Here is a 20,723-nt window from a genome sequence, read left to right as displayed (position 1 = left end):
TTGGGAGTAATTTCTATGAAAATGTTGATAGAGGGGAAGTTGATCGATAAAAATAAGAAAATTGCCGTTAAAAATCCATTTAACAATGAAATTATAGATTATGTTCCTTCTGGTGACGCAGAAGATGCTAAAAAAGCTATTTCTGCTGCAACTAAGGCAACGAAGTCCATGAAGGAAATTTCTTCCCGCAAACTGTCACGTATAATGTACGATATCCACCAGGAGCTAAAGGAAAAACACCAGGAAATATCTAAACTCATCTCCCTGGAAACCGGGAAACCCATCCGTGATTCCCTAATAGAAATGGATCGATCCCTGCAAACTCTGTTAATGGCTGCCGAGGAATCAAAAAGAATCTACGGAGAAACAATTCCCATGGATGCCGCCATAGCCGGGAAAACTGCATTTGGATTCACCATTAAAATCCCTTTAGGTGTGGTAGCAGCTATAAGTCCCTTTAATTATCCGGTAAACCTGGCTATTCATAAAATAGCCCCGGCACTGGCTGCTAAAAATACAGTGGTCTTTAAACCTTCCACCAAAGCGCCCCTGGCTGCTCTTAAAATGACGGAGATTATGGGGCGACATTTGCCTGACGGGGCAGTGAATGCCATTACTGGACCTGGAGGAGTGTTGGGTGACCAGCTGGTGACCAGTGACCAGGTTAATAAAGTATCCTTTACTGGCAGTGTGGCCACCGGACTTTCCATTGCCCGTAAAGCCGGGATGAAAAAGTTAACCCTGGAATTAGGGGGAAATGACCCTTTAATTGTTTTAGATGATGCTGACATTGACGCCGCTGTCCTGGGAGCCGTGGGTGGTTCCTACCTCAATGCCGGGCAGGTTTGTATCGGGGTCAAACGCCTCATAGTCCAGGAAAATGTGGCGGATGAATTCACAGAGAAACTGGTTTACCGTACCCAGAAGGTTAAAACCGGAGACCCCCTGGATCCTGAAACTGATATGGGGCCCCTAATTGATGAAGAGGCTGCCATTAATGTGGAACAAAGTGTCAATGACGCCCTTCAAAAGGGGGCCCAGCTACTCTGTGGAGGAAAAAGAGAAGGTACCTTTTTCCAACCCACCGTACTGGATCAGGTACGGGTGGACATGGAACTGGTTCAAAAAGAGACTTTTGGACCTGTCTCACCAGTGATAAGGGTTAAGAATCTTGACGAAGCTATTAAAGCTGCTAACAGCACCCCCTATGGATTGCAGGCCGGGGTATTCACCCAGAACATAGCAAAGGCCAAAAAGGCAGTGCGGGAGATCGAAGCTGGTTCCGTGCTCATAAATAAACAGCCCACTTTCCGGACGGATAACATGCCCTTTGGAGGATTCAAAATGAGTGGTATGGGTAAAGAAGGGGTTAAATATGCGGTGGAAGATATGACCCGCACCAAGATGGTGGTTATTGGATAATTCTCCTTCTGGTGGATCTAAACGGGAAAAATTATCCTGCTTTTCAATTAGGACCCCCTACTTTGAATCAGCAGAATACAGGCCCAGTTTGATGTCTTTCCTTAAAAAAGATTTAAGTGTCTTGATCCAAAAATTTCACTGTAAAAAGTTTTCCACCAGGTTTCTGGCTTCATTTAAGGCTTCCAAGGGGATGCCATGGGGAAGTTTTCCCAGCTCTCCTTTCACATCCTTTAAAATTCCTTCACCTGCTCCTAAAAACATTCCTTCACTGGTGATACCCATGAAGACTTCCGGGGGAAGCAAGGCCACTGCCACCTGATTTTTTTCCCGAACTTCCAGATCATTGGTTACCACGGTGATAGCCCTTTGTTGAAGGTTCACATTACACACCAGGAGCTGGTCTGCCTCTGGATGTTTGGAAACACTTAAAATTTCTCCTTTTTTAATATCTATCCCCATCACCGGGTCTTCTATCTCACCTAAACTGATGCGATCTTTTAAACCAAGGATGGTGTTGAGGAAGAATTTGATTTTAGCCAGGGACTCTTCCAATTTTGGTTTTTCCTCACGGTTGGCCAGTTCCAGGAATTGTCGGTGCCAGGAATTTCCACCCAGGGCCTCCACGATCTCCGTGGCCTGTTCTTCCAGTAAATCTATTTGGGGGGTTTTAACTATGGCAGATGGTTCCAGGTAAGAGTAGTAGAGGGTCTGTATCTCTGAAGTCATTTTCCGGGCGGCTTGTAAGGCCTGTTTCTTGTTCCATTTACCCTTGAGGTTAGCTCCTTCCACCGTTCTCAGGAAAAGTTCAACTGATTTTTCTGCCACTAAAAGTCGGTAATCATTACTAGTATCCCACATGTAAACACCTGAATTAAATCTATAAAATCTTTTCTTTGAAGATAGACGTGATAAATATATTCAAATAGACATCTAAGTTGGCTGTTATCGGTCAAGGCCTATTGCCTTTAATTTTTAGATTTTTTAGAAACTGAATAATTTATACATTCAAAACTACTTTAGACATCCCCCACTGGGGACTATACTCCCCTTCTATGTTTTCATATAGGAAGTTTATTGTTTTCATATGGGGGGAGTGTTATTATAATTTGCGAAAAATACCGTGAATTGGGGATATTACCCCTAAAATTATCTGATTAATAACCTCTTCTTTAGAAATATTTAAGTATAGGGAAGGTTTTAATTTAATTTAGTAAATGGTGCATTCCCAAATGTATAAGGTGAGTTTGGTAGACTCAGGGTATGTGCCCAAAAAAATGAGAGGTGGAAAGATGGTGGAATTAACGAATCTGTACAACTTAGATGTGTATACCACCCGTGGAAAGTACGTGGGACGTATCCAGGATGTGATCTTAAACATTAAAAAGGGCAGAGTTTCAACCTTGAAAGCTGTGGCCATGAATCCTGACAAAAAAAGTGTGGGAATAAAGGATGTTATAACTAAAAGTATACGAATAGTTCCAGAAGGAGATGAAATAAGACCTCTCAGAGAAGAAGGAACTATAGAAATACCCTATGACCGGGTTCAGGCCGTGGGAGATATTCTACTCATTAGTCCAGAAATAAAGGAAACCAGTACCCCTGCAGTTGCGGAGACTTAGATCTAAAATGAGGGTTGGCATACTTGGATGTGGCGCCATAGCTAACATTATAACTAATTTTGCCATGGAAGGCAAGCTTGGCGTTGAAATTAAATTTTTTTACGACCGGGACATGGAAAGAGCCGAGAACCTGGCCTCCCAGATAGATGGCCGGGTGGTTCTGGACCTGGAAGACATGCTGGAACATGTGGACCTGGTAATTGAAGCTGCTTCACCCCGGGCAGTGGAAGAAATGGTTCCCCTTATCCTCAAGGGAGGTAAGGATGTTATTGTAATGAGCGTGGGGGGACTTATTAACCCTCAGGTCCGGGAAAAACTCCAGAAGTTAGCTAAAGATAATGATTGCCGAATTTACGCTCCTTCCGGTGCGATTGTTGGATTAGATGGAATTAAAGCTGCTTCTATAGGTAAAATTCAAAATATAACTCTGGTAACTCGGAAACCACCTCGTTCATTAGGGATAAACACTGAAGAAGAGACCATTCTCTACGAGGGTAAAGCCAGTGAAGCAGTGGCCAAGTTTCCCCTGAACATCAACGTGGCAGCCTCGGTTAGTATTGCTGCTGGTCAGGAAATTGACGTCAAAATCATCGCTGATCCACAGGTGGACCGGAATATGCACGAGTTAGAGGTGGTGGGAGACTTTGGAGAATTCCGCACCACAACCAGCAATCTAAGATGTTCCATGAATCCCAAAACCAGTGTTCTAGCGGCTTACTCTGCAATAAAACTACTTAACAGTCTCAACGAAAATATGCTGGTGGGAACTTAAGTTATCTGTTAAAAAAGATTCTTACTTCTTTTATTTTATTAAATCATTTTCAGGGCCTTTTTTTTATCAGTTAATGAATAACCTTCTTAAAACCCAATTTTACCCTAATTTTATAACTCATTCCACACCAATATTATAATAGATAATTAGGAACAGCTAATCTTAAAATGCTTACCCATTTAGAATATCCCTGAGGATTCACCTTAAATTACTAACCTTATATTTACTAAAATAAGAACCCCAAAAAAATCTTAATAAAAATCTATGCTGATTACATGAAAAAATGTGAAATATTTTCCAGTTTAAAGGTTCCCTGCACTTCCAACATTGTTTTAAGACTGGATGGCAGAAATTTCTCCCAATTATCCCGTAAACTGGAGTTTGAAAAACCCTACGACATTGAATTCGTGAAGATCATTACTGAATCATCCAGTCAACTCTTTAAAGAGTTCAGCCCCCGATTTATCTATACATTCTCCGATGAGGTTAACCTGCTTTTAGGGGAAATACCCTTTGCCGGGAGGGTTGAAAAGATAGATTCCGTGCTGGCTAGCTTCCTGAGCAGCGCATTTACCCGTGAAATCATGGGCCAGGACAAGTTTAAGGAAAAAGTTAAGGGAACTAAGTCCATTTCCTTTGACTCGCGGTTAATACCTTTATCAGACCAGGGAGTAGTGGAGTACTTCCAGTGGAGACAGGCTGAATCCTGGAGGAACTGTTTAAACGGATACTCCTACTGGAAATTACGGGAAACACATCCACAGGATGAATCCATGCAAATACTCCATAAAAAGAAAAGCAGCCAGTTACACGAAATACTCTTCCAGAAGGGAATTAATTTAGCGGAGATGCCCTCCTGGCAGAGGAGGGGAGTTGGAATTTACAAAAAAGAATTTGAAGTGGAGGGTATAAACCCCCTGACCAACCAAAAGGTAAAATCTCAGAGGAAGAAGATATTCGTGGACTGGGAACTTCCCCGGTTTGATGAAAAGTTCTTCACCTCTAAATCCATGTTAAAATGAAAATCATCTTATTGTAGTAGATTTCTTATGCCTAGTGATATATCTCCCTAAGCCCTGGTGAGTTATATGGTGAGGATTATTTGGAATAATTACTAAGGGAGATACTGAAAATACTCAAAATATTACACATAAAATAATAGGATTTAGGCTATCTGAGTGAAATTTAAATGTAAATCTTGGAGTGAATAAAACCGGAACTCGATCTACATGGCTGAAAACAAAAACTGGATAGATAGATTCCTCGGATTTTTACTGGGAAATAACGGTAAAAAATTCGAGGAAGTAATCCTGGACCGGGAGGTCGTGGGAGAGATAATCCAGATCGCTAGAGAATCCCATCCCCTGGAATTTGTTGCCCTCCTGGAAGGTAAAATAAAAGAAAACATTTTAAGAGTAGATGGTCTTGTCTTTTTACCCGGGGAAACATCCCACCAGGGGGCAGTGATGAAAACCTTCATGATGCCCCTCACCACCGGTACAGTGGGATCAGTGCACAGCCATCCCACTCCCAGTGCCTCTCCTTCTACCGCAGACCTGCATTTTTTTGCCAAAAATGGCTTGTTTCACCTGATAATCGCCTATCCCTACACTGAAGATAGTATCATTGCCTACGATACCTTTGGGGAACTGGCTGATTATCGTATATTGTGAAACCAGGAAAATGTGAACCCCTAATATAAAACGTTGAACAAAGGCTTAAGAATAAAAAAAAATGAATAAAAAGTAATTTTTAAGGGTTTAAAAAAAATATAAGAAATTAAACCCTACTTTATTTTCTAAACTACAGATTTAGAGCCACGGCATCGTAAACATTATCCAGGGATTTGACTGCATCTTCCACGTCTTTGGAAACCTTTTGGTCCACTTTAAGGACCATAACTGCTTCTCCACCTTGAGTTTGCCGGCCAACTTGCATTTTGGCTATGTTTATTTCGTGTTCACCCAGTTTGGTTCCAATAGAGCCTATGATTCCAGGTATATCTTTGTATCGTACAATGACCATGGTTCCTTCGGTTTCCACATCCACCTGGTAACTGTTGATCTTCACTATTTTGGGTTCTTTATCAAATACACCCTCAACAATGACCTCATTACCATCAGCTTTCATTTTGATATTTATAAGGTCCTTGTAACCCCTAGAATCACATCTTTTAGCTTCGGTAACCATTATTCCTCTATTTTTAGCCACTCCCGGAGCGTTTACCATGTTAACTGGCTCGGTGAGTATGGGGTTGAGGATTTCCTGCAGGATCATCCTGGTGAGGATGTCATTTTTCTGAACCTCAGCGAGTTCTCCGCAGTAAGTGATATCCAGCTCGGTGATGTTACCCTTGGCAGTTTGAATGAGAAATTTACCCAGTTTTTCAGCCAGACCAAAGAAAGGTTTAATTAGCCGAAAAGTTTCGGTATCCATCACTGGCATGTTTATAACATTTTTAGGCGAATCTCCCTGAAACACCTTCTTAATTTCCCGGGCCACAATTATGGCGGCATCACGCTGGGCTTCAGAGGTTGAAGCAGCTATGTGGGGAGTCAGTACAATGTTATCCAGTTCCAGGAGGGGGTTTTCCTTTGGCGGCTCGGTTTCATAAACATCAAGGGCAGCACCTGCTATTTCGCCACTACTTAATGCTTCATAGAGGTCAGACTCCTTGATTATTCCTCCACGGGCGCAGTTAACAATAATAGCGTTTTCTTTCATCAATTTGAACTGGGGCAGAGAGATCAGGTATTTGGTTTCTGGGGTGAGTGGCACGTGGATGGTAATGACATCCGCATTCTTTAAGAGTGTTTCAAGGTCAACCACTTCAACTCCCAGATCTGCAGCTGCTTCCGGAGTGATGTAGGGGTCGTAGACCATGATATCCATACCAAATGCCTTGGCTCGGATAACCACCTGGCTGCCTATACGGCCCATGCCCACTATACCCAGGGTCTTGCCGTTGAGTTCCATTCCCATGAACCTGCTCTTTTCCCATTTACCTTCCTTAACTGATTTATCAGCCAGGGCTATCTTCCGGGACATGGCTAAAACCAGGCCCATGGTGTGTTCGGCCACAGTTACTGAAGTGGATTCTGGTGCGTTTACCACCATTACTCCCCTTTCCGTGGCTGCTTCCACATCCACATTATCCACGCCCACTCCTGCCCGGGCAATGATCTTCAAGAGAGGAGCTGCTTCAATAACTTCTCGGGTTACTTTGGTTCTGCTTCTTACTACAATAGCATCAAAATCCTTGATATCCTTCACCAGTTCTTCGGGAGTGATATCGGTACGCGCAACAACCTCGGCAACCTCTTCCAGTTCTTCAATTCCTTTCTGGTTTATCTGATCAGCGATAAGTACATTCATATTATCCACGTTATCCATTTTTATTACTCAATTTTATAAAGCAAATTCCATTATGAATCGTTCAAGTATTCTATTAGATGGGATATAGATTTAAATCTGTTTGTCCCATCGGGGTGATCATTATAATCTTATGGGAAAAATCCCAATTAACACCCTTAGCCCCGGTCATCATCCTGGTTTTAACTATCCAAATCTAATCATTTGAAAAATGAATAAATTTAAAGTTATATCTGTTTATTTTCATGACAATTGAGTATCTAAAAATAATTTCAGATGCATTAGGTTGTTTAAAATCTATTTAAAGATTTAAATCACCCATATAAATATATACCTTAAAATATCAATTATGAATGTTGATAATTTGAATAAATCTCTAAAAAGGGGATATATCAGGAGGTTAAACCATGGTCTCAGTAGATGAATACATTATTGTAAGCTCAAATTACATACCTGGATATGAAATTACCGAAACTAAGGGTTTTGTTTACGGTCTTACCGTACGCAGTAGGGGTGTAGGAGGCCAAATTGGTGCCGGGATACGTTCCATGTTCGGTGGAGAAATCAAGGAATATGTGAGTATGATGGAAGAAACCAGGGATGAAGCCATGACCCGGGCCATTGACCATGCCAAGGCCATGGGAGCCAACGCCATAATAAGTGCCCGTTACGACTCCAATGATATTTCTGATGTAATGCAGGAGATACTAGTCTTTGGAACTGCGGTTATAGCCCATAAAGTCGAATAAATGGTATTCACTCCAAAAAACTGAAAATCTGACCGTAATTTAATAAAAATCAATTTTTAATTAATGATAAAATGTTAGAAGGTTACCTGGAAGTAGAAGGAAAAAAGATCCCCCGTACTTTACTGGGGACTTCCCCCTTTAGTGGTGCATCTCATTTCGGACATCGTGCCCGACTGTATCTCCTGGATCTTTACCGTAACCCCGGGGCAATGGCCAAGGTGATGATCAAATCCTATGAAATGGGAGTCCGGGGAATCCAGTTAATACCATATCCCCCAGTGGTAGAAGCCCTGGAAATGGCACGTGAAGAAGGTTTCCCCCTGGATATTATAGCTACCATCCGCCCAGAATCTGAAACTGAGGATGTTGCACTTTTATCAGATTTAAATGCCCGGTCCATGCTGGTTGATCCCGTGATCACTGACCAGAGAGATTGGGAGGCCCTGGGAGAAAAACTGGATCTTATCAAGGATACTGGCGCAGTGCCTGGCCTGGTGACCCAGTTTCCATTTAAAACCACCCAAGAACTATTGAAATCACCCATACTAAATGATTTCGAGCTTTACATGGTCCCCCTTAACCAGCTGGGCTACCTGATGGACACGGATACCTTTGGACCAGAGGTTAGGACGGAATTTGGTGAAATGATCCATAAACTGGATAAAACCATAATTGCCATGCACGTGCTTGCTGCGGGAATAATGACCCCGGGTAAGGCATTTGATTACCTTAAAACAGTAGATTATGTGGATATGGTGGCCCTGGGCATAGCTTCCGAAAAAGAAGCAGAAGAAACCTTTTCAAACCTATTTGAATGTTGAAGGGGTTCATCAATATTTTTTTATAAGTTCTTTAATGTTTAATTTTTTAATTTTAATTTGAAATTTGCTCAAATTAAAGAAAAAACCAAAAATATGAAAGAATAAAGCCAATAAAAGAAACACACGATTTAATTACATTCCCTTCTTTCAGCCAGCATCTTCAAAAATTCAGCAGGATCCTTCATTTCACCAATTTCCCAGCTGTGAACCACAGGTATTCCATCAATAGACTCCTTAGTCTTCTTATTTTCCATTATAAAGACTGCGTCCGTGCCGATCACTGCGGAAAGATCATTGAGGTTGGTGGCCATTTTACGCAGTACCTTCTGGTTCCGGTTTTTCTCCAGATCCGTGATGAGAGGTTCTGCCTTCTTAGAAGTGGCTTCTGCCTGGGCCAGGGCATCAAAGGGTGTTCTATTGGTGTTAATAACTCCAAAACCTAAATCAACCAGTTCCCGGGGTTCACCCTTTTTAACTTCAGTTTCCTCTTCCTTAGGGGGAACTGCAAACAGGTTAACTGAAAGGGTGATCCTCATGTTAAGGATGCTTTCCAGTAAAAATGCAGTGTCTGGCTGGGCTCTTACCCGGCCAGTTTCATATTTGTATATTGTTTCCCGAGATACATGGGCCTGGTCTGCCAGATCCTTCAGTGAAAGGTTGTGCTGCTCTCTCATTTCCTTGACTATCTGGCCGTCAATTTCCACATAGTAACCGCCTCGGTCGGCAAATATCTCCGGATATACCTCCTCCACCACTATGTTCCGCAGGGTTGAAGGGGCAATGACGGGGATTCCATGACGTTCGTAGACCACGTCTTCTTCTAAAACTTCATTCTTGGATTTAAGACCCACCAAGAGTGGTGAACCAAAGAAGGTACGGGCTACCCTTTTAATTTCCTGGGCGTGGGCTATACTGAACCCATCCACGTTAACCAGTACCTTCATTAAAAGTAAAAGTAGTTCCTTCCGGGCCACCAGATCAAAACAACTTCTATCATATATATTAGAAGTGTCAAAACCATGCTTGGATAGGAGCTCGTTGATCTGAGTGATAATTTGATCTCTAGGTATGGGCATGTTCGACATGAAAAAACACCCCGGTGATAATTTACATGAATGATAATAATTTGGATTTATTTAGAGTTTACGTGGGCCTGGATGACACTGACTCTGCCAGTGGAATGTGCACCACATATATATGTAGTGTGATTATGGACCAACTTAAAAGTTGTGGTTTCCGGGTGGATGGACCACCTCGCCTGATACGCCTCAACCCCTTCGCACCTCATAAAACAAGGGGAAACGGAGGAGTATCATTTAAGATGGTTTTAAAATCCAGGGAGGAAGTTGGTAAAGCCAAAAAACTGATTTTGGACCTGGTGGAAAAACTTTCAGTTATGGATGACCCTAAAACCAATCCTGGTGTGGTATTTTATGAAGGGGAAATAACCCCTGAAATGGAGGACTACGCCCGGCGAACCATACGCACCATTGTAACCCAGGAAGAAGCTGAAAAGTTGGCTCAGAAAATAGGGGCGGAGATTTTCAAGTTTAAAAAGGGAAGGGGGATTATTGGCTCCCTGGCAGCTATTGGCTGCCCCCTTGATGACTTTACCTATGAACTTTTGGCCTACCGCGACCCGGCCAACTACGGTACACATAGAAAGGTTGATGCTGATTCTGTACTGGAAATGAACCAGGAAACTTACCCTGATACTTTTGATAACATTGACGATGGTTACATGGCCATAACTCCCCACACCCCCTGCCCCGTGCTTTACGGGATCAGGGGAGAGAGCCCGGAGGCCGTGGAGGAAGCCCATAAAATGGTGAAGGTAAATGAGCCCGTGGAATCATTCCGAGTATTTTTAACCAACCAACACACGGATATGCACCTTCAAAAAATAGATTCCATCGACCAGATGAGACAGTTCCAGTGCTACATTATCCAGGGAACGGTTAAAACCCAACCAATGGTTATTGAAGGGGGGCACATAATTTTCACCCTGGAGGATGATTCCGGTGAGATAGAATGTGCCGCCTATGAACCCACCAAAAAGTTCCGTGATGTGGTACGAAAGCTGGCCCCTGGAGACCAGCTGGTGGTCTGTGGCGGAATTGGGAATAAGGGCACCCTCAACATGGAAAAGATTGAAATAACTGATTTAACCACGGTATATGAATATCTTAACCCCCTCTGTGAATGTGGAAAACGTATGAAGTCCGCGGGGAAGAATAAAGGTTATAAATGTCCTAAATGTGGTAGTAAAATAGGTGGGGATGGGGAAGATGAAGTTAGAGAAAAGAGAGAAGTTAAAAGAACCATAAGTAAAGGTTTTTATGAAGTTCCTCCTTCTGCCCGTAGACATCTGAGCAAACCCCTGGTCAGGGGTTGATTTGGAATATTAATCCTGATCTTAGTCCCTTTTAATCTTAGAGGTTAATCTTAGAGGCCACTTTTATTCCTTAGATGCATAATTCCTTAGAGGTACAACATGTTCACCCAAGATATTGCAGAATTCATTGGTTCATTGAACTATCAGGACCTCCCCCCGGAAGTTATTGAACAGGCAAAGTTATGCTTCCTGGATTTTTTAGGGGTCTCACTCCGAGGTTCTCGTAGCAAGAGTGGACAAATTATAAGAGATATCATACCTCTGGGAGATAAATCCACGGTTATCGGAGGAAGTAACTCCCATGCCCCTGATGCCGCACTGGCCAACGGGGTTTCTGCCCATTGCCTGGACCTGGATGATGGTCACCGGTTGGCCCAGCTTCATCCCGGGGCCTGTGTAATACCCGCCGCACTATCCCTGGCTGAATCAGGTAACAAGTCGGGAAGGGAATTTATAACGTCCCTGGTGGTAGGATACGAAGTGGCCATAAGGTTAGGCAAGATTGTAAACCCTGGTCACCGCCAGAAAGGTTTCCACACCACCGGTACCTGTGGAACCATTGGCGCAGCAGCAGCAGCAGCGAAAATATTAGAACTTGAGGGAGAAGAAATTTTAAATACCCTGGGACTGGCCGGGACCCAGGCTGCAGGATTACTGGAATCAGACCATGCTGGAAGTATGGGCAAACACCTTCATGCCGGTCGCGCAGCCCAATCTGGAGTTCTGTCAGCATTACTGGCCATAAAAGGTTTTACCGGAGCCCACACCATTTTAGAAGGGATGGAAGGATTATTTAATGCCATGGGTGATTGTACAGGAAAAAAATGCCCTGATCCTGAAGATGAAACCTGGGAATCAACTCCCGGAAACTTTGAAATTTCAGGGGTTTACTTCAAAAAATATCCAGTCTGCCGACATTTACATTCCTCCCTCGATGCCACCCTCCATATTATGGAGAATAAAAATGTTAAAATCCAGGATATCCAGGATATAACTGTTGAAACCTATGATATTGCGGCTAAACATGAGGAGTATCATCCCGAAACTGTGGAGGGTGTCCGGCAGAGTTTACCAGTGAGCATGGCCCTGGCAATTTTAAAGGGGGGTTTAAATATTGAAGATATTGAAATCACCGCTTTCCAGGGTAAAGATAGTGTTGATGCCCAGAAAATCCGGGAGATTACCCGTAAGATCCAGATAAAGCGTGTTGAAACATTCAACCAGCTTTACCCTCAAAAAAGACCTTCACAGGTTACCCTGAAAATTTTAAATCATTCTTACCAGGAGAGGATTGATCTGGCTAAGGGAGAACCTGAAAACCCATTCACCAAGGATGAACTGTTGGGTAAGTTCCATGAACTGAATCCTAAGGTTGATTTAAGGGTTTTGGATGTCATTGATGATTTAGAGAATTCAAATTTAAGTGAATTAATGAAATCACTTAATTATGAGTTCAAATACCTTGTAAAATGAGTATTAGGCATAAATAATGATGTAAATATAAATAATACGGTTAAATATCCATCATTTAGTAAAATCGATCCTTAAGTATTAAGTTAAATCTATGATTAAACAACAGGTGGGAGTAGTATATATGGACACAAGTGAATTTTTGAATAAGATTGGGATTACCCGACCATCTAACCCTTTGCCCGATTCGCCCCGGAGATTTCCCGATGGTGCTCAGTACCGATTTGAAGTCCCTGGTATTCAGAAACCAGAATCATTGGAAGGCCTTATAGCTGCTTTAGATAATTACGAGGTTCAGGTACACCGGGTGACACAGACCAAGGGAATTATGCTCCTCACTGACCGGGAAATTATGGAAATGATGGACCTGGCCCGTGATGCCCGGATGGAACTCTTTTTAAGTGTGGGTCCCCGTGCTCCCTATGATACCAGTGCTACCGCCCAGACCCGGGAAGGGGCCCGGATCGGTTACCGTCTCCGTGGTTATGACAACCTGACCTATGCTATTGAAGATGTTAGAAGGGCCGTGGAACTGGGTGTGAGGGGTATAGTGGTTTATGATGAGGGTCTTCTCTGGGTTTTGAATAAAATGCGTGAAGAAGGAGAATTACCCTTAAATGTTCACTTCAAGGTATCTGCCCACTGTGGTCATGGAAATCCTGCTTCGGCACGATTACTGGAGGATATTGGGGCAGATTCATTTAATCCGGTGAGGGATCTGCAGATAGCAATGCTGGCCGCCATAAGGGAATCCCTATCTATATCACTGGATATCCACACGGAAAATCCCCAGTCTTCCGGAGGTTTCATCAGACATTATGAAGTGCCGGAGATAATCAAAAAAGCATGCCCCGTGTACCTTAAAACCGGAGGTTCTGTTGCCGCCCACCATGGATATGATACCACCCGTAAAGAAGCTGGTGCCCGGGCCAGGCAGGTTTTACTGGTGCAGAGCATGGTCAACCGTTTTTACCCCGAAGCAATCATTTCTTCCCCGGGAGCAGCAGATCTGGCCATACCTTCACTGAAGTAAGATTCAGTTGAATCCAATCCATAAAAAAAGATTAACATCATATCCACTGGTTAAATCTCACTCCAATGTTAAAATCCCACTTTCCAGTTAGTATTTAATTGATTACCGGTTAGGAGACGTTTATGCCCATAAATATCAGAGACTTGGTCAAAAATGCAGTAATAGAAGCCAGCACAACTTTTAGGGAGGATCAGATCCATGCCTACCAGAAGGCTATTCAGAGGGAGGTAAATGATAATGCCCGCTGGGTTCTGGAGTTACTCCTGGAAAACGCCAGGATTGCCCGGAGTAATAAAGTCCCCCTGTGCGATGACACTGGTATTCCCCATGTACTAGTTGAATTAGGACCTGAAACACCATTTAAACCAGACTTATTCCACCAAATAGAAGAGGGTGTGGAAGATGGCCTTAGAAAACTCCCCGGACGACCAATGGCGGTTTGTGGGGATGATATCGAACGTATTGAACAAAGCAGGGGACTGGCCAGTGATCCGGGAAAGGTAATACCTCCATCGATTTTGGTGGATAAAATGAATGATAAGGGCCTTAAAATCCATGTACTGATGTTAGGTGGGGGTCCAGAGATAAGGAGTCACACTTATCGTGTTTTTCACCAGCGGGATCATGGAAACCTTTTTAAGGAAGCGCTTACATGGATGAGATCAGAGATTCCTAAGTTGGGGTGTACACCATGTATTCCGGCACTGGGCGTTGGTAGAACCCACTTTGAAGCTTCATCACTGATGCTTAAGGCAATGGCGTACAGCAACCTCCATCATCAATCATCAATTGAAAAGAAGATAACTGATTCATTGAACAGTACCAATGTGGGGGCCCTTGTTCTGGGGGGTTCGGTCACTGCACTGGGGAGCATGGTTAAAATTGGACCTCAAAGGGCCAGTGGAGTGCGAATTGTTTGTATGCGTCCCTGCTGCTGTGTTGAGCCAAGGAAATCATCGATTTATATTTCACAAGATGTACTGGAGTGAGGAATAATGGCAATTGGAAGAGAGACTGTGGAAAATTTACTTAAACTTACCAAGCCCAAGTGGAGAACCTCCATCACCAAGGTGGAACCGGACCGTATAACTACCAGGGGATATCCCCAGGAAGATTTAATAGGGAATATTTCCTTTTCAGAAATGGTATATTTACTCTTAAAGGGTGAACTTCCCCCGGAAAAAGAGGCGAAGATGATGGAAGCAGTCTTAGTTTCCTTCTGTGATCACGGGGTAACTCCCCCCAGTACCCAGGTGGCCCGGATCATGGCCTCCACTGGTGCCCCCATGAACACCTGTGTTGCAGGAGGAGTGTCCTCCTTTGGCAAATACCATGCTGGAGCTCTGGAACGGTCCATGCGTATTGTGCAACACGTGGTTAAGGAAGGCGTTGGTTCCAATGGTCCTCCTTCTTCCAGTGAGGAGTTGAAAAATTCAGCGTTAATGGTGGTGGAACACTTCCTGAAGAAGGGTAAAAAAATACCCGGATTTGGGCACCGTTTCCATCATAAAGACCCCAGACCAGCCAAACTTATCAAAGTAGCCAAAAAATATGGTTGTTTTGGAATTCACACCGAACTAATTGTTTCCATTGAAAAATTACTCCTGGAAATGAAGGGCATTCACATGAACATTGATGGAGCCAATGCCGGGATACTGTCAGATATGGGCTTTGACTGGAAATTAGGAACGGGTATTTTTACAATAGGAAGAGTTCCAGCACTTGTTTCTCATATTAATGAAGAAAACTCTGTTGAAAATTCTTTTAGAAAGTTTGTTGAGGTTGAAGATATTTATTACAATGGTCTGGAATCCAGAAATGTTGATAGTGACCGGAACGAACTTAATATTTCTAAATAACTCCTCTCCTCTTTTTCATACTCAAAAAATTAAATAGCAAAAGATAAATATAAGCCTCAATAGAACTCCGTTTATCATGGTCATATTAGGGTGATTTAAATGACAACGATATCAGAAGCAATAACAACAATAAAGAAGGCTGAAAGTGATGCCTATAAACTAATAGAGGACACAAAAGCCAAGTCTTCTGAAATGATCCAAGAAGCCAAATCCAAATCAAAAGAAACCATAGAAAAGGCCAAAGAAGAGGCCAACAGTGATGCTGAGAAGATCACTTTTGAAGCCGAAACTAAAGCCAAAAAGGAAGCATACCAAATAACTAATCAAACAACTGAAAAAGTAGAAGTAACAAAAACAAAAGCTACCGGTATGGTTGATGAGGCTGCTGAAGTCATTGTAAAAAGTATATTATAGTGTGAGTACCATGTTCAAGCCGGCAAGGATGAAAAAGCTCAGGATAATCACCTTGGACAAGTACGCTGATTCGGCAGTGAGTTCACTTCACGAAGCAGGCTTGGTCCAGATTGAAGATATATCCGAGCGAATACAACAGGACGCAGAATGGAGACAGATCCTGAAACCATCCAGCACCTCTCCTTTTACCGGTAAAATTTCTTCCCTTTTGATGAAAACGTCGGGAACTGTTGATTTTCTAAAATCAATGTCCAGAAAAGAGAAGGGAATTTTACCCTTGGTCAAGGGTTTCATAAACCCCCCACCAATTAAAAAAGTAGAAGTAGAAGCCCTGGACACCCAAGAATTAATTCAAAAGGCCGAAAAAATACTGGGGGAAGTTGAATCCAAAACCAAACCCCTGGAAGAAAAAATTAACCAGCTTGACTCTAGGAAAACCGAACTGGAAAATGCCCTTAGAGTTGCTCGTAATCTTTCTAATTTTAATGTAGATCTCGGTCTTCTGGAAGAATCTGATTATGTCTCTGTTATTGCAGGAAAACTATCCTTAGAATCCTATGATAAGTTCATGGGTAATCTGAAGGATTTAACTGACGAAATTGTAGTTTTTGATCAGGATAGCGAATCCAAAGGATTCAAAATACTGGTCGTTGTAACGGTTAATAAACACGCTGAAGAAGTTTTAAGTCAGTTACGTAAAATGGAGTTTGAAAGATTTGAATTTTCAGGGCTAAGTGGTAAACCCGATGAACTAATCGGGAAATCACAGTCTGAACTGGAATCAATAGCCCATGAAAAAGAATCTATCTTAAACCAACTGGCAGATATATCTGCTGAATGGTTTGAAGAACTCCGAGCTCTTAAAGAAGAGTTAGAAATCGAAAAACAACGTAACGAAGTCTTTTCTTCCTTTGGTGAAACTGAAAAAACTGTTTTGTTTGAAGGATGGGTTCCAGAGAAAAAACTCAAAAACGCCCTTTTAACCATTGACAATTCAACTGAAGGTCATTCCATTGTAGATGTAACTGACCCTGATGTGGAAAAGGACGAAATTCCAGTTCAACTGGACAACCCCAAATTCGCCAAACCCTACGAAATGTTTGTGCACATGTATTCTCCCCCCAATTACCGGGAAGTTGACCCCACCATACTCATGGCCATTGTCTTTCCATTTTTCTTCGGTTTCTGTCTTACCGAAGCAGGTTATGGTATAGCCGATGCCCTCATTGGTTACATTATATTCCGGGGTCTGGGTAAAAACAGCAAAACCATGGCCAACATGGGACTAATAATGATTGCCTGTGGAGTATGGGCTTTAATACTAGGACTGGCAACCAATAGTTTCATTGGAGACTTTATACCCCGCTTTATCTGGGGAGATACAGCTATGGCTCTGCCAACCACCATACCATCCATAAACTCCTTTGCACACCCAGAAAACATTCTTATAATCGCCATACTGGTGGGTGTTCTACACCTGAACCTGGGTTTAGCCATTGGAGCCTACAACAACATAGTCCGTGGGGACATCAAAGAAGCTTTAGGAGCCCAAATTGTGTGGTTCATCCTGGAAGCAGGTGTAGTATTACTGGCATTAGGCTACCTCTTATTGGGAGGTGGAATACTGATGTACGCCGGAATAGGCGTCCTGGTATTAAGCTTAATCATGCTGGTGTATTTCAACGGTATGTTTGGAATTATGGATGTGTCCGGTTTCCTGGGTAATGTTTTATCATACGCCAGGCTCCTGGCACTGTGTCTTTCCACCGGTGGGATAGCCATGACCGTGAACATTCTAACTGGAATTTGTGCGGAAATGATCCCATTGATTGGAATAGTTATTGCCCCTATAGTCTTTGTTGGAGGACAGATTGCAAACCTGGCCTTCCAGACATTAGGAGCATTCATAAACGCACTGCGTTTGCATTATGTTGAGTTTTTCGCTCAGTTTTACATTGGCGGAAGTCAGAAATTCAAGGCTTTCCGCGCCAAAAGAAAGTTTACTAACATAGGAGGAAAATAACATGGTAGAAGTCGCTTTAGGAACAGCATTAGCAGCAATCGGCGCAGGATTAGCCGTCGGTTTTGCAGGATTAGGATCAGGTTTAGGTCAGGGAATAGCAGCAGCAGGAAGTGTAGGTGCTGTGGCCGAAGATGAAGACATGTTTGCCCGAGGTATCATATTCACTGCACTACCCGAAACCCAGGCTATCTACGGATTCCTGATTGCTATACTCCTCATGGTATTTACCATTATGGCCAACAAAGCATTACCCGCATCATTAGGTCTGGTAGCAATAGGTGCTGGAGCTGCAATAGGATTCGCCGGTCTCGGTTCAGGTATGGGTCAAGGTATTACTGCATCCTCAGCAGTAGGAGCAGTAGTTGAAAATGAAGACATGTTTGCCCGAGGTATCATATTCACTGCACTACCCGAAACCCAGGCTATCTACGGATTCCTGATTGCTATACTCCTCATGGTATTCGGTGGAATTCTGGCAGGATGATAAGATGAGTGCCGGGACAGAGAAAATAGTCTCAAGTATAATGTCTGATGCTCAGATAAAAGCAGAATCCATATTAGCTGAAGCTGAAAAGGAAAAAGAATCCATTCTCTCAGAAGGCGAAGCACAAGCAGTTGCCGAAAAAGAAAAAATCTTAGAAAATGCTGAAAAACAGTCACAAATGAGATATCAGCAGATCATCTCAGAAGCTAAGATGAACTCCAGGAGAATGGAACTTGAGGCTCGAGAAGAAGTAATAGAAGAAGCATTCAACAAAGCAGAAGAAAAGCTTAAAGAATTAGCTTCTTCAGATGCGTCTGAATACAAGACATCACTTGAAAAAGTAATCATCGAAGCTGGTACAGAAATTAGGGGAGGCGACATGGTAGTCCTCGTTAAAGAAAGCGATGTGGCTAAAATAAAAAGTTCCCTACCATCCATTGAAAAAAGTATCAGCGATAAAACAGGAAAACCCACTAAACTGGAGATGGGCGAAAACATCAACACCATTGGAGGAGCAATTTTGAAAACCAAAAATGGTGAAATAGAAGTTAACAACACCATCGAAGCAAGGATGTTAAGATTTAAAAAATCTCTAAGATCTGAAGTTGCCGGGATACTGTTCAAATAAATAGGGGAGATTTCATATGGTAGAGGACATTACTTCATTAGTCACCGGACTGGGATTCCCCTCTATTGAAGCTTTTTTAGCGGCAGTAATTCTAGTAATAGCAGTTTTCGGAGCAATTGTAGTTATATCAACTATAAGGCCTGTTCTGGGAATGTTCCCTTATACTTACCCTAATGCACGGGTAAGGGCTAGAATAGGAAGAATATTCACTGAAAAACAGTTCCAGGAAATCATTGAAGCGGGAAACATTGAAGAAGTGAAAAACTATCTGAGAGGATTCCCAGATTTCGCAAAATACATTGATCAGTACCCCCTGGAAAAAGCTCTGGATGCCCAGCTTGCTGAAAACTACGACCTAGTAGCTAGAATAACCCCTGAGAACAGCCGAGATGCTTTCAAGTTTCTCCTGAAGAAATGGGACATCAAAAACATTAAAAGCATAATAATTGCCAAGGAAGCAGGTTTAAGTCCTGAAGAGACCATGGACCTGGTAGTTCCATTTGGTGATCTGGCCGATAAACTGGACACATTAATCGACGCAGACAGCATAAATGAAGTGTTAAGTGCCCTGGAAGGAACAGAATACACCCCTCTCCTTGAAGATTCTATTCCCACTTACCAGGAAACAGGAATGCTACTACCACTAGAAGCTTCACTGGACAAATATCTCCTGGAAAACCTTCTTCGAACCGTGAGTACTCCTGAAGATGATAACACATCCTACCTCAAAAACTACGTGGGAAACATGGTGGATGGAACTAACCTTAAAATCATCTTAAGGGCCAAAGTGGATGGGCTGAAATTCGAGGATATCGAACCATACATGATCAGTGACGGTTACCAGATAAGAGAATGGAAACTGAAGGATCTCATGGAAGCAGAAGATGTTGCTGGTGTAATAAGTGGCCTGGAAGGAACAGATTACGCTCCTATCCTGGCTGAAGCCATGGCCACCTACAATGAAACTGGCTCCATAGGGGCTTTTGAAAGTGCACTGGATAATCACGTGGATGAAACTGCTAAAAAGATAGCTTTAAAGAACCAGTTCGGAATCGGACCTATGATTGGCTTTTTGAGCAAAAAGGAAAAAGAAATCAAAAACCTGAAGATCATTGTCCGTGGTAAACGTGAGGAAGGATACACCCCTGCTATGATCAAGGAGATGTTAGTATGAGTTCAAAAATAGCAGTAATGGCCGATCCGGACACTGTAACCGGTTTTATGTTAGGCGGTATCAAAGATGGGTTTCCTGTGGAAACTGAGGAAGCAGAAGCCAAATTAAAAGAACTGGCCAAGGAGTACTCCATTATAATAACCACTGAAAAAATTGGAGACAACATCCGAGAAACAATAGATAAAATAAGCAGTGAAAGTGCACTGCCCATGATAATTGAAATTCCAGATAAAGAAGGCTCAGTAGAACGGGAATCAGACCCAATCAGAGAGCTTATTAAACGAGTAATCGGGGTTGAGATGGTAGAATGACTGCCGAAGGAAAGATAATAAAGATAGCGGGTCCGGTAATTACCGCAGACGGTATGAGAGGGACCCAGATGTACGAGATGGTAAAAGTAGGTGACGACAAGCTCATCGGTGAGATCATCGAACTTGAAGGCGACACCGCAACCATCCAGGTTTACGAAGAAACAGCAGGTATGAAAC

The 20,723-nt window shown here is 42.7% G+C and carries 22 protein-coding genes (1 of these 22 running past the window's edge); 19 read left to right on the top strand and 3 right to left on the bottom strand.

Going from position 1 to position 20,723, the window contains the following annotated elements; genetic code table 11:
- The first annotated feature begins 15 nt into the window (after positions 1 to 15).
- Positions 16 to 1,422 carry a lactaldehyde dehydrogenase gene (locus CIT02_RS10165; protein WP_292612151.1) on the top strand — a complete coding sequence of 469 codons (1,407 nt, stop codon included), beginning with the start codon at positions 16 to 18 and terminating at the stop codon, positions 1,420 to 1,422.
- Positions 1,423 to 1,557: 135 nt separating this feature from the next.
- On the opposite strand, the gene CIT02_RS10160 is transcribed toward CIT02_RS10165, so the two are convergent.
- Positions 1,558 to 2,280: a tRNA-binding protein gene (locus CIT02_RS10160; RefSeq protein WP_292612149.1), complete on the bottom strand. Its 723-nt coding sequence runs from the start codon at positions 2,278 to 2,280 to the stop codon at positions 1,558 to 1,560.
- A 431-nt stretch (positions 2,281 to 2,711) separates the two neighbouring features.
- On the opposite strand from CIT02_RS10160, the gene CIT02_RS10155 reads away from it, so the two are divergent.
- The 4 genes from CIT02_RS10155 (at position 2,712) to CIT02_RS10140 (ending at position 5,486) form a co-directional block, all read left to right on the top strand.
- Positions 2,712 to 3,041, top strand: a complete 330-nt coding sequence (locus CIT02_RS10155) for a PRC-barrel domain-containing protein (protein ID WP_292612147.1) — start codon at positions 2,712 to 2,714, stop codon at positions 3,039 to 3,041.
- Between the two features lie 7 nt (positions 3,042 to 3,048).
- A complete protein-coding gene (locus tag CIT02_RS10150) occupies positions 3,049 to 3,813 on the top strand; it encodes an aspartate dehydrogenase (RefSeq protein ID WP_292612144.1) in 765 nt (254 codons plus the stop codon).
- A 275-nt stretch (positions 3,814 to 4,088) separates the two neighbouring features.
- The gene (locus CIT02_RS10145; protein ID WP_292612142.1) at positions 4,089 to 4,835 is read left to right on the top strand and encodes a tRNA(His) guanylyltransferase Thg1 family protein; all 747 of its coding nucleotides are present in this window, start codon (positions 4,089 to 4,091) and stop codon (positions 4,833 to 4,835) included.
- Positions 4,836 to 5,042: 207 nt separating this feature from the next.
- Positions 5,043 to 5,486, top strand: coding sequence for a Mov34/MPN/PAD-1 family protein (locus CIT02_RS10140; protein WP_292612140.1), 444 nt, complete (start codon positions 5,043 to 5,045; stop codon positions 5,484 to 5,486).
- A 130-nt stretch (positions 5,487 to 5,616) separates the two neighbouring features.
- Here CIT02_RS10140 and serA read toward each other — a convergent pair whose 3' ends face one another.
- Complete coding sequence (gene serA / locus CIT02_RS10135) at positions 5,617 to 7,188, bottom strand: phosphoglycerate dehydrogenase (RefSeq protein ID WP_292612138.1); 1,572 nt, start codon at positions 7,186 to 7,188, stop codon at positions 5,617 to 5,619.
- Between the two features lie 404 nt (positions 7,189 to 7,592).
- On the opposite strand from serA, the gene CIT02_RS10130 reads away from it, so the two are divergent.
- On the top strand, positions 7,593 to 7,934 hold the full coding sequence (locus CIT02_RS10130) for a heavy metal-binding domain-containing protein (protein ID WP_292612136.1): 342 nt from the start codon (positions 7,593 to 7,595) through the stop codon (positions 7,932 to 7,934).
- Positions 7,935 to 8,005: 71 nt separating this feature from the next.
- Complete coding sequence (locus CIT02_RS10125; protein WP_292612134.1) at positions 8,006 to 8,755, top strand: hypothetical protein; 750 nt, start codon at positions 8,006 to 8,008, stop codon at positions 8,753 to 8,755.
- 128 nt (positions 8,756 to 8,883) lie between these two features.
- On the opposite strand, the gene CIT02_RS10120 is transcribed toward CIT02_RS10125, so the two are convergent.
- A complete protein-coding gene (locus CIT02_RS10120) occupies positions 8,884 to 9,840 on the bottom strand; it encodes a transcriptional regulator (protein ID WP_292612132.1) in 957 nt (318 codons plus the stop codon).
- A gap of 26 nt (positions 9,841 to 9,866) precedes the next feature.
- On the opposite strand from CIT02_RS10120, the gene CIT02_RS10115 reads away from it, so the two are divergent.
- From CIT02_RS10115 to CIT02_RS10060, 12 genes are all read left to right on the top strand, one after another.
- On the top strand, positions 9,867 to 11,150 hold the full coding sequence (locus tag CIT02_RS10115; RefSeq protein WP_292612131.1) for a tRNA(Ile)(2)-agmatinylcytidine synthase: 1,284 nt from the start codon (positions 9,867 to 9,869) through the stop codon (positions 11,148 to 11,150).
- Positions 11,151 to 11,249: 99 nt separating this feature from the next.
- Positions 11,250 to 12,623 (top strand): MmgE/PrpD family protein, encoded by a 1,374-nt coding sequence (locus tag CIT02_RS10110; RefSeq protein ID WP_292612129.1) that lies wholly within the window; start codon positions 11,250 to 11,252, stop codon positions 12,621 to 12,623.
- A 121-nt stretch (positions 12,624 to 12,744) separates the two neighbouring features.
- Positions 12,745 to 13,653 (top strand): peptidase, encoded by a 909-nt coding sequence (locus CIT02_RS10105; protein ID WP_292612127.1) that lies wholly within the window; start codon positions 12,745 to 12,747, stop codon positions 13,651 to 13,653.
- A gap of 122 nt (positions 13,654 to 13,775) precedes the next feature.
- Positions 13,776 to 14,642: a fumarate hydratase gene (locus CIT02_RS10100; RefSeq protein WP_292612125.1), complete on the top strand. Its 867-nt coding sequence runs from the start codon at positions 13,776 to 13,778 to the stop codon at positions 14,640 to 14,642.
- A 6-nt stretch (positions 14,643 to 14,648) separates the two neighbouring features.
- Positions 14,649 to 15,512: a citryl-CoA lyase gene (locus tag CIT02_RS10095; RefSeq protein WP_292612123.1), complete on the top strand. Its 864-nt coding sequence runs from the start codon at positions 14,649 to 14,651 to the stop codon at positions 15,510 to 15,512.
- A 99-nt stretch (positions 15,513 to 15,611) separates the two neighbouring features.
- Complete coding sequence (gene ahaH / locus CIT02_RS10090) at positions 15,612 to 15,926, top strand: ATP synthase archaeal subunit H (RefSeq protein ID WP_292612120.1); 315 nt, start codon at positions 15,612 to 15,614, stop codon at positions 15,924 to 15,926.
- Positions 15,927 to 15,936: 10 nt separating this feature from the next.
- Positions 15,937 to 17,949 (top strand): V-type ATP synthase subunit I, encoded by a 2,013-nt coding sequence (locus tag CIT02_RS10085; RefSeq protein WP_292612118.1) that lies wholly within the window; start codon positions 15,937 to 15,939, stop codon positions 17,947 to 17,949.
- A 1-nt stretch (position 17,950) separates the two neighbouring features.
- A complete protein-coding gene (locus CIT02_RS10080; RefSeq protein ID WP_048072398.1) occupies positions 17,951 to 18,433 on the top strand; it encodes an ATP synthase subunit K in 483 nt (160 codons plus the stop codon).
- 4 nt (positions 18,434 to 18,437) lie between these two features.
- Positions 18,438 to 19,061 carry a V-type proton ATPase subunit E gene (locus tag CIT02_RS10075; protein WP_292614963.1) on the top strand — a complete coding sequence of 208 codons (624 nt, stop codon included), beginning with the start codon at positions 18,438 to 18,440 and terminating at the stop codon, positions 19,059 to 19,061.
- Positions 19,062 to 19,077: 16 nt separating this feature from the next.
- Entirely contained in the window at positions 19,078 to 20,235 is a 1,158-nt protein-coding gene (locus tag CIT02_RS10070; protein ID WP_292612114.1) for a V-type ATP synthase subunit C, read from the top strand.
- Positions 20,232 to 20,546 carry a V-type ATP synthase subunit F gene (locus CIT02_RS10065; RefSeq protein ID WP_292612112.1) on the top strand — a complete coding sequence of 105 codons (315 nt, stop codon included), beginning with the start codon at positions 20,232 to 20,234 and terminating at the stop codon, positions 20,544 to 20,546. Before CIT02_RS10070 ends, CIT02_RS10065 begins: the two co-directional genes overlap by 4 nt.
- Positions 20,543 to 20,723, top strand: partial view of an ATP synthase subunit A gene (locus CIT02_RS10060; RefSeq protein ID WP_292612110.1) — the 5' portion only. Its footprint extends 1,574 nt past the window's final position; 181 of the gene's 1,755 nt are visible here — the first part of the coding sequence; the start codon lies at positions 20,543 to 20,545; the stop codon falls past the right edge of the window. The genes CIT02_RS10065 and CIT02_RS10060 overlap by 4 nt, the downstream gene beginning before the upstream one ends.

The sequence above is a fragment of the Methanobacterium sp. BAmetb5 genome (genome assembly GCF_003491305.1).
Classification (GTDB): Archaea; Methanobacteriota; Methanobacteria; order Methanobacteriales; family Methanobacteriaceae; genus Methanobacterium.
This window is presented reverse-complemented; position numbering and strand designations above follow the sequence as displayed.

Excerpts from the sequence above, each read along its gene's own strand:
- CIT02_RS10165 (WP_292612151.1), top strand. The coding sequence starts at position 16 with ATGAAAATGTTGATAGAGGGGAAGTTGATCGATAAAAATAAGAAAATT.
- CIT02_RS10160 (WP_292612149.1), bottom strand. The coding sequence starts at position 2,280 with ATGTGGGATACTAGTAATGATTACCGACTTTTAGTGGCAGAAAAATCA.
- CIT02_RS10155 (WP_292612147.1), top strand. The coding sequence starts at position 2,712 with ATGGTGGAATTAACGAATCTGTACAACTTAGATGTGTATACCACCCGT.
- CIT02_RS10150 (WP_292612144.1), top strand. The coding sequence starts at position 3,049 with ATGAGGGTTGGCATACTTGGATGTGGCGCCATAGCTAACATTATAACT.
- CIT02_RS10145 (WP_292612142.1), top strand. The coding sequence starts at position 4,089 with ATGAAAAAATGTGAAATATTTTCCAGTTTAAAGGTTCCCTGCACTTCC.
- CIT02_RS10140 (WP_292612140.1), top strand. The coding sequence starts at position 5,043 with ATGGCTGAAAACAAAAACTGGATAGATAGATTCCTCGGATTTTTACTG.
- serA (WP_292612138.1), bottom strand. The coding sequence starts at position 7,188 with ATGAATGTACTTATCGCTGATCAGATAAACCAGAAAGGAATTGAAGAA.
- CIT02_RS10130 (WP_292612136.1), top strand. The coding sequence starts at position 7,593 with ATGGTCTCAGTAGATGAATACATTATTGTAAGCTCAAATTACATACCT.
- CIT02_RS10125 (WP_292612134.1), top strand. The coding sequence starts at position 8,006 with ATGTTAGAAGGTTACCTGGAAGTAGAAGGAAAAAAGATCCCCCGTACT.
- CIT02_RS10120 (WP_292612132.1), bottom strand. The coding sequence starts at position 9,840 with ATGTCGAACATGCCCATACCTAGAGATCAAATTATCACTCAGATCAAC.
- CIT02_RS10115 (WP_292612131.1), top strand. The coding sequence starts at position 9,867 with ATGAATGATAATAATTTGGATTTATTTAGAGTTTACGTGGGCCTGGAT.
- CIT02_RS10110 (WP_292612129.1), top strand. The coding sequence starts at position 11,250 with ATGTTCACCCAAGATATTGCAGAATTCATTGGTTCATTGAACTATCAG.
- CIT02_RS10105 (WP_292612127.1), top strand. The coding sequence starts at position 12,745 with ATGGACACAAGTGAATTTTTGAATAAGATTGGGATTACCCGACCATCT.
- CIT02_RS10100 (WP_292612125.1), top strand. The coding sequence starts at position 13,776 with ATGCCCATAAATATCAGAGACTTGGTCAAAAATGCAGTAATAGAAGCC.
- CIT02_RS10095 (WP_292612123.1), top strand. The coding sequence starts at position 14,649 with ATGGCAATTGGAAGAGAGACTGTGGAAAATTTACTTAAACTTACCAAG.
- ahaH (WP_292612120.1), top strand. The coding sequence starts at position 15,612 with ATGACAACGATATCAGAAGCAATAACAACAATAAAGAAGGCTGAAAGT.
- CIT02_RS10085 (WP_292612118.1), top strand. The coding sequence starts at position 15,937 with ATGTTCAAGCCGGCAAGGATGAAAAAGCTCAGGATAATCACCTTGGAC.
- CIT02_RS10080 (WP_048072398.1), top strand. The coding sequence starts at position 17,951 with ATGGTAGAAGTCGCTTTAGGAACAGCATTAGCAGCAATCGGCGCAGGA.
- CIT02_RS10075 (WP_292614963.1), top strand. The coding sequence starts at position 18,438 with ATGAGTGCCGGGACAGAGAAAATAGTCTCAAGTATAATGTCTGATGCT.
- CIT02_RS10070 (WP_292612114.1), top strand. The coding sequence starts at position 19,078 with ATGGTAGAGGACATTACTTCATTAGTCACCGGACTGGGATTCCCCTCT.
- CIT02_RS10065 (WP_292612112.1), top strand. The coding sequence starts at position 20,232 with ATGAGTTCAAAAATAGCAGTAATGGCCGATCCGGACACTGTAACCGGT.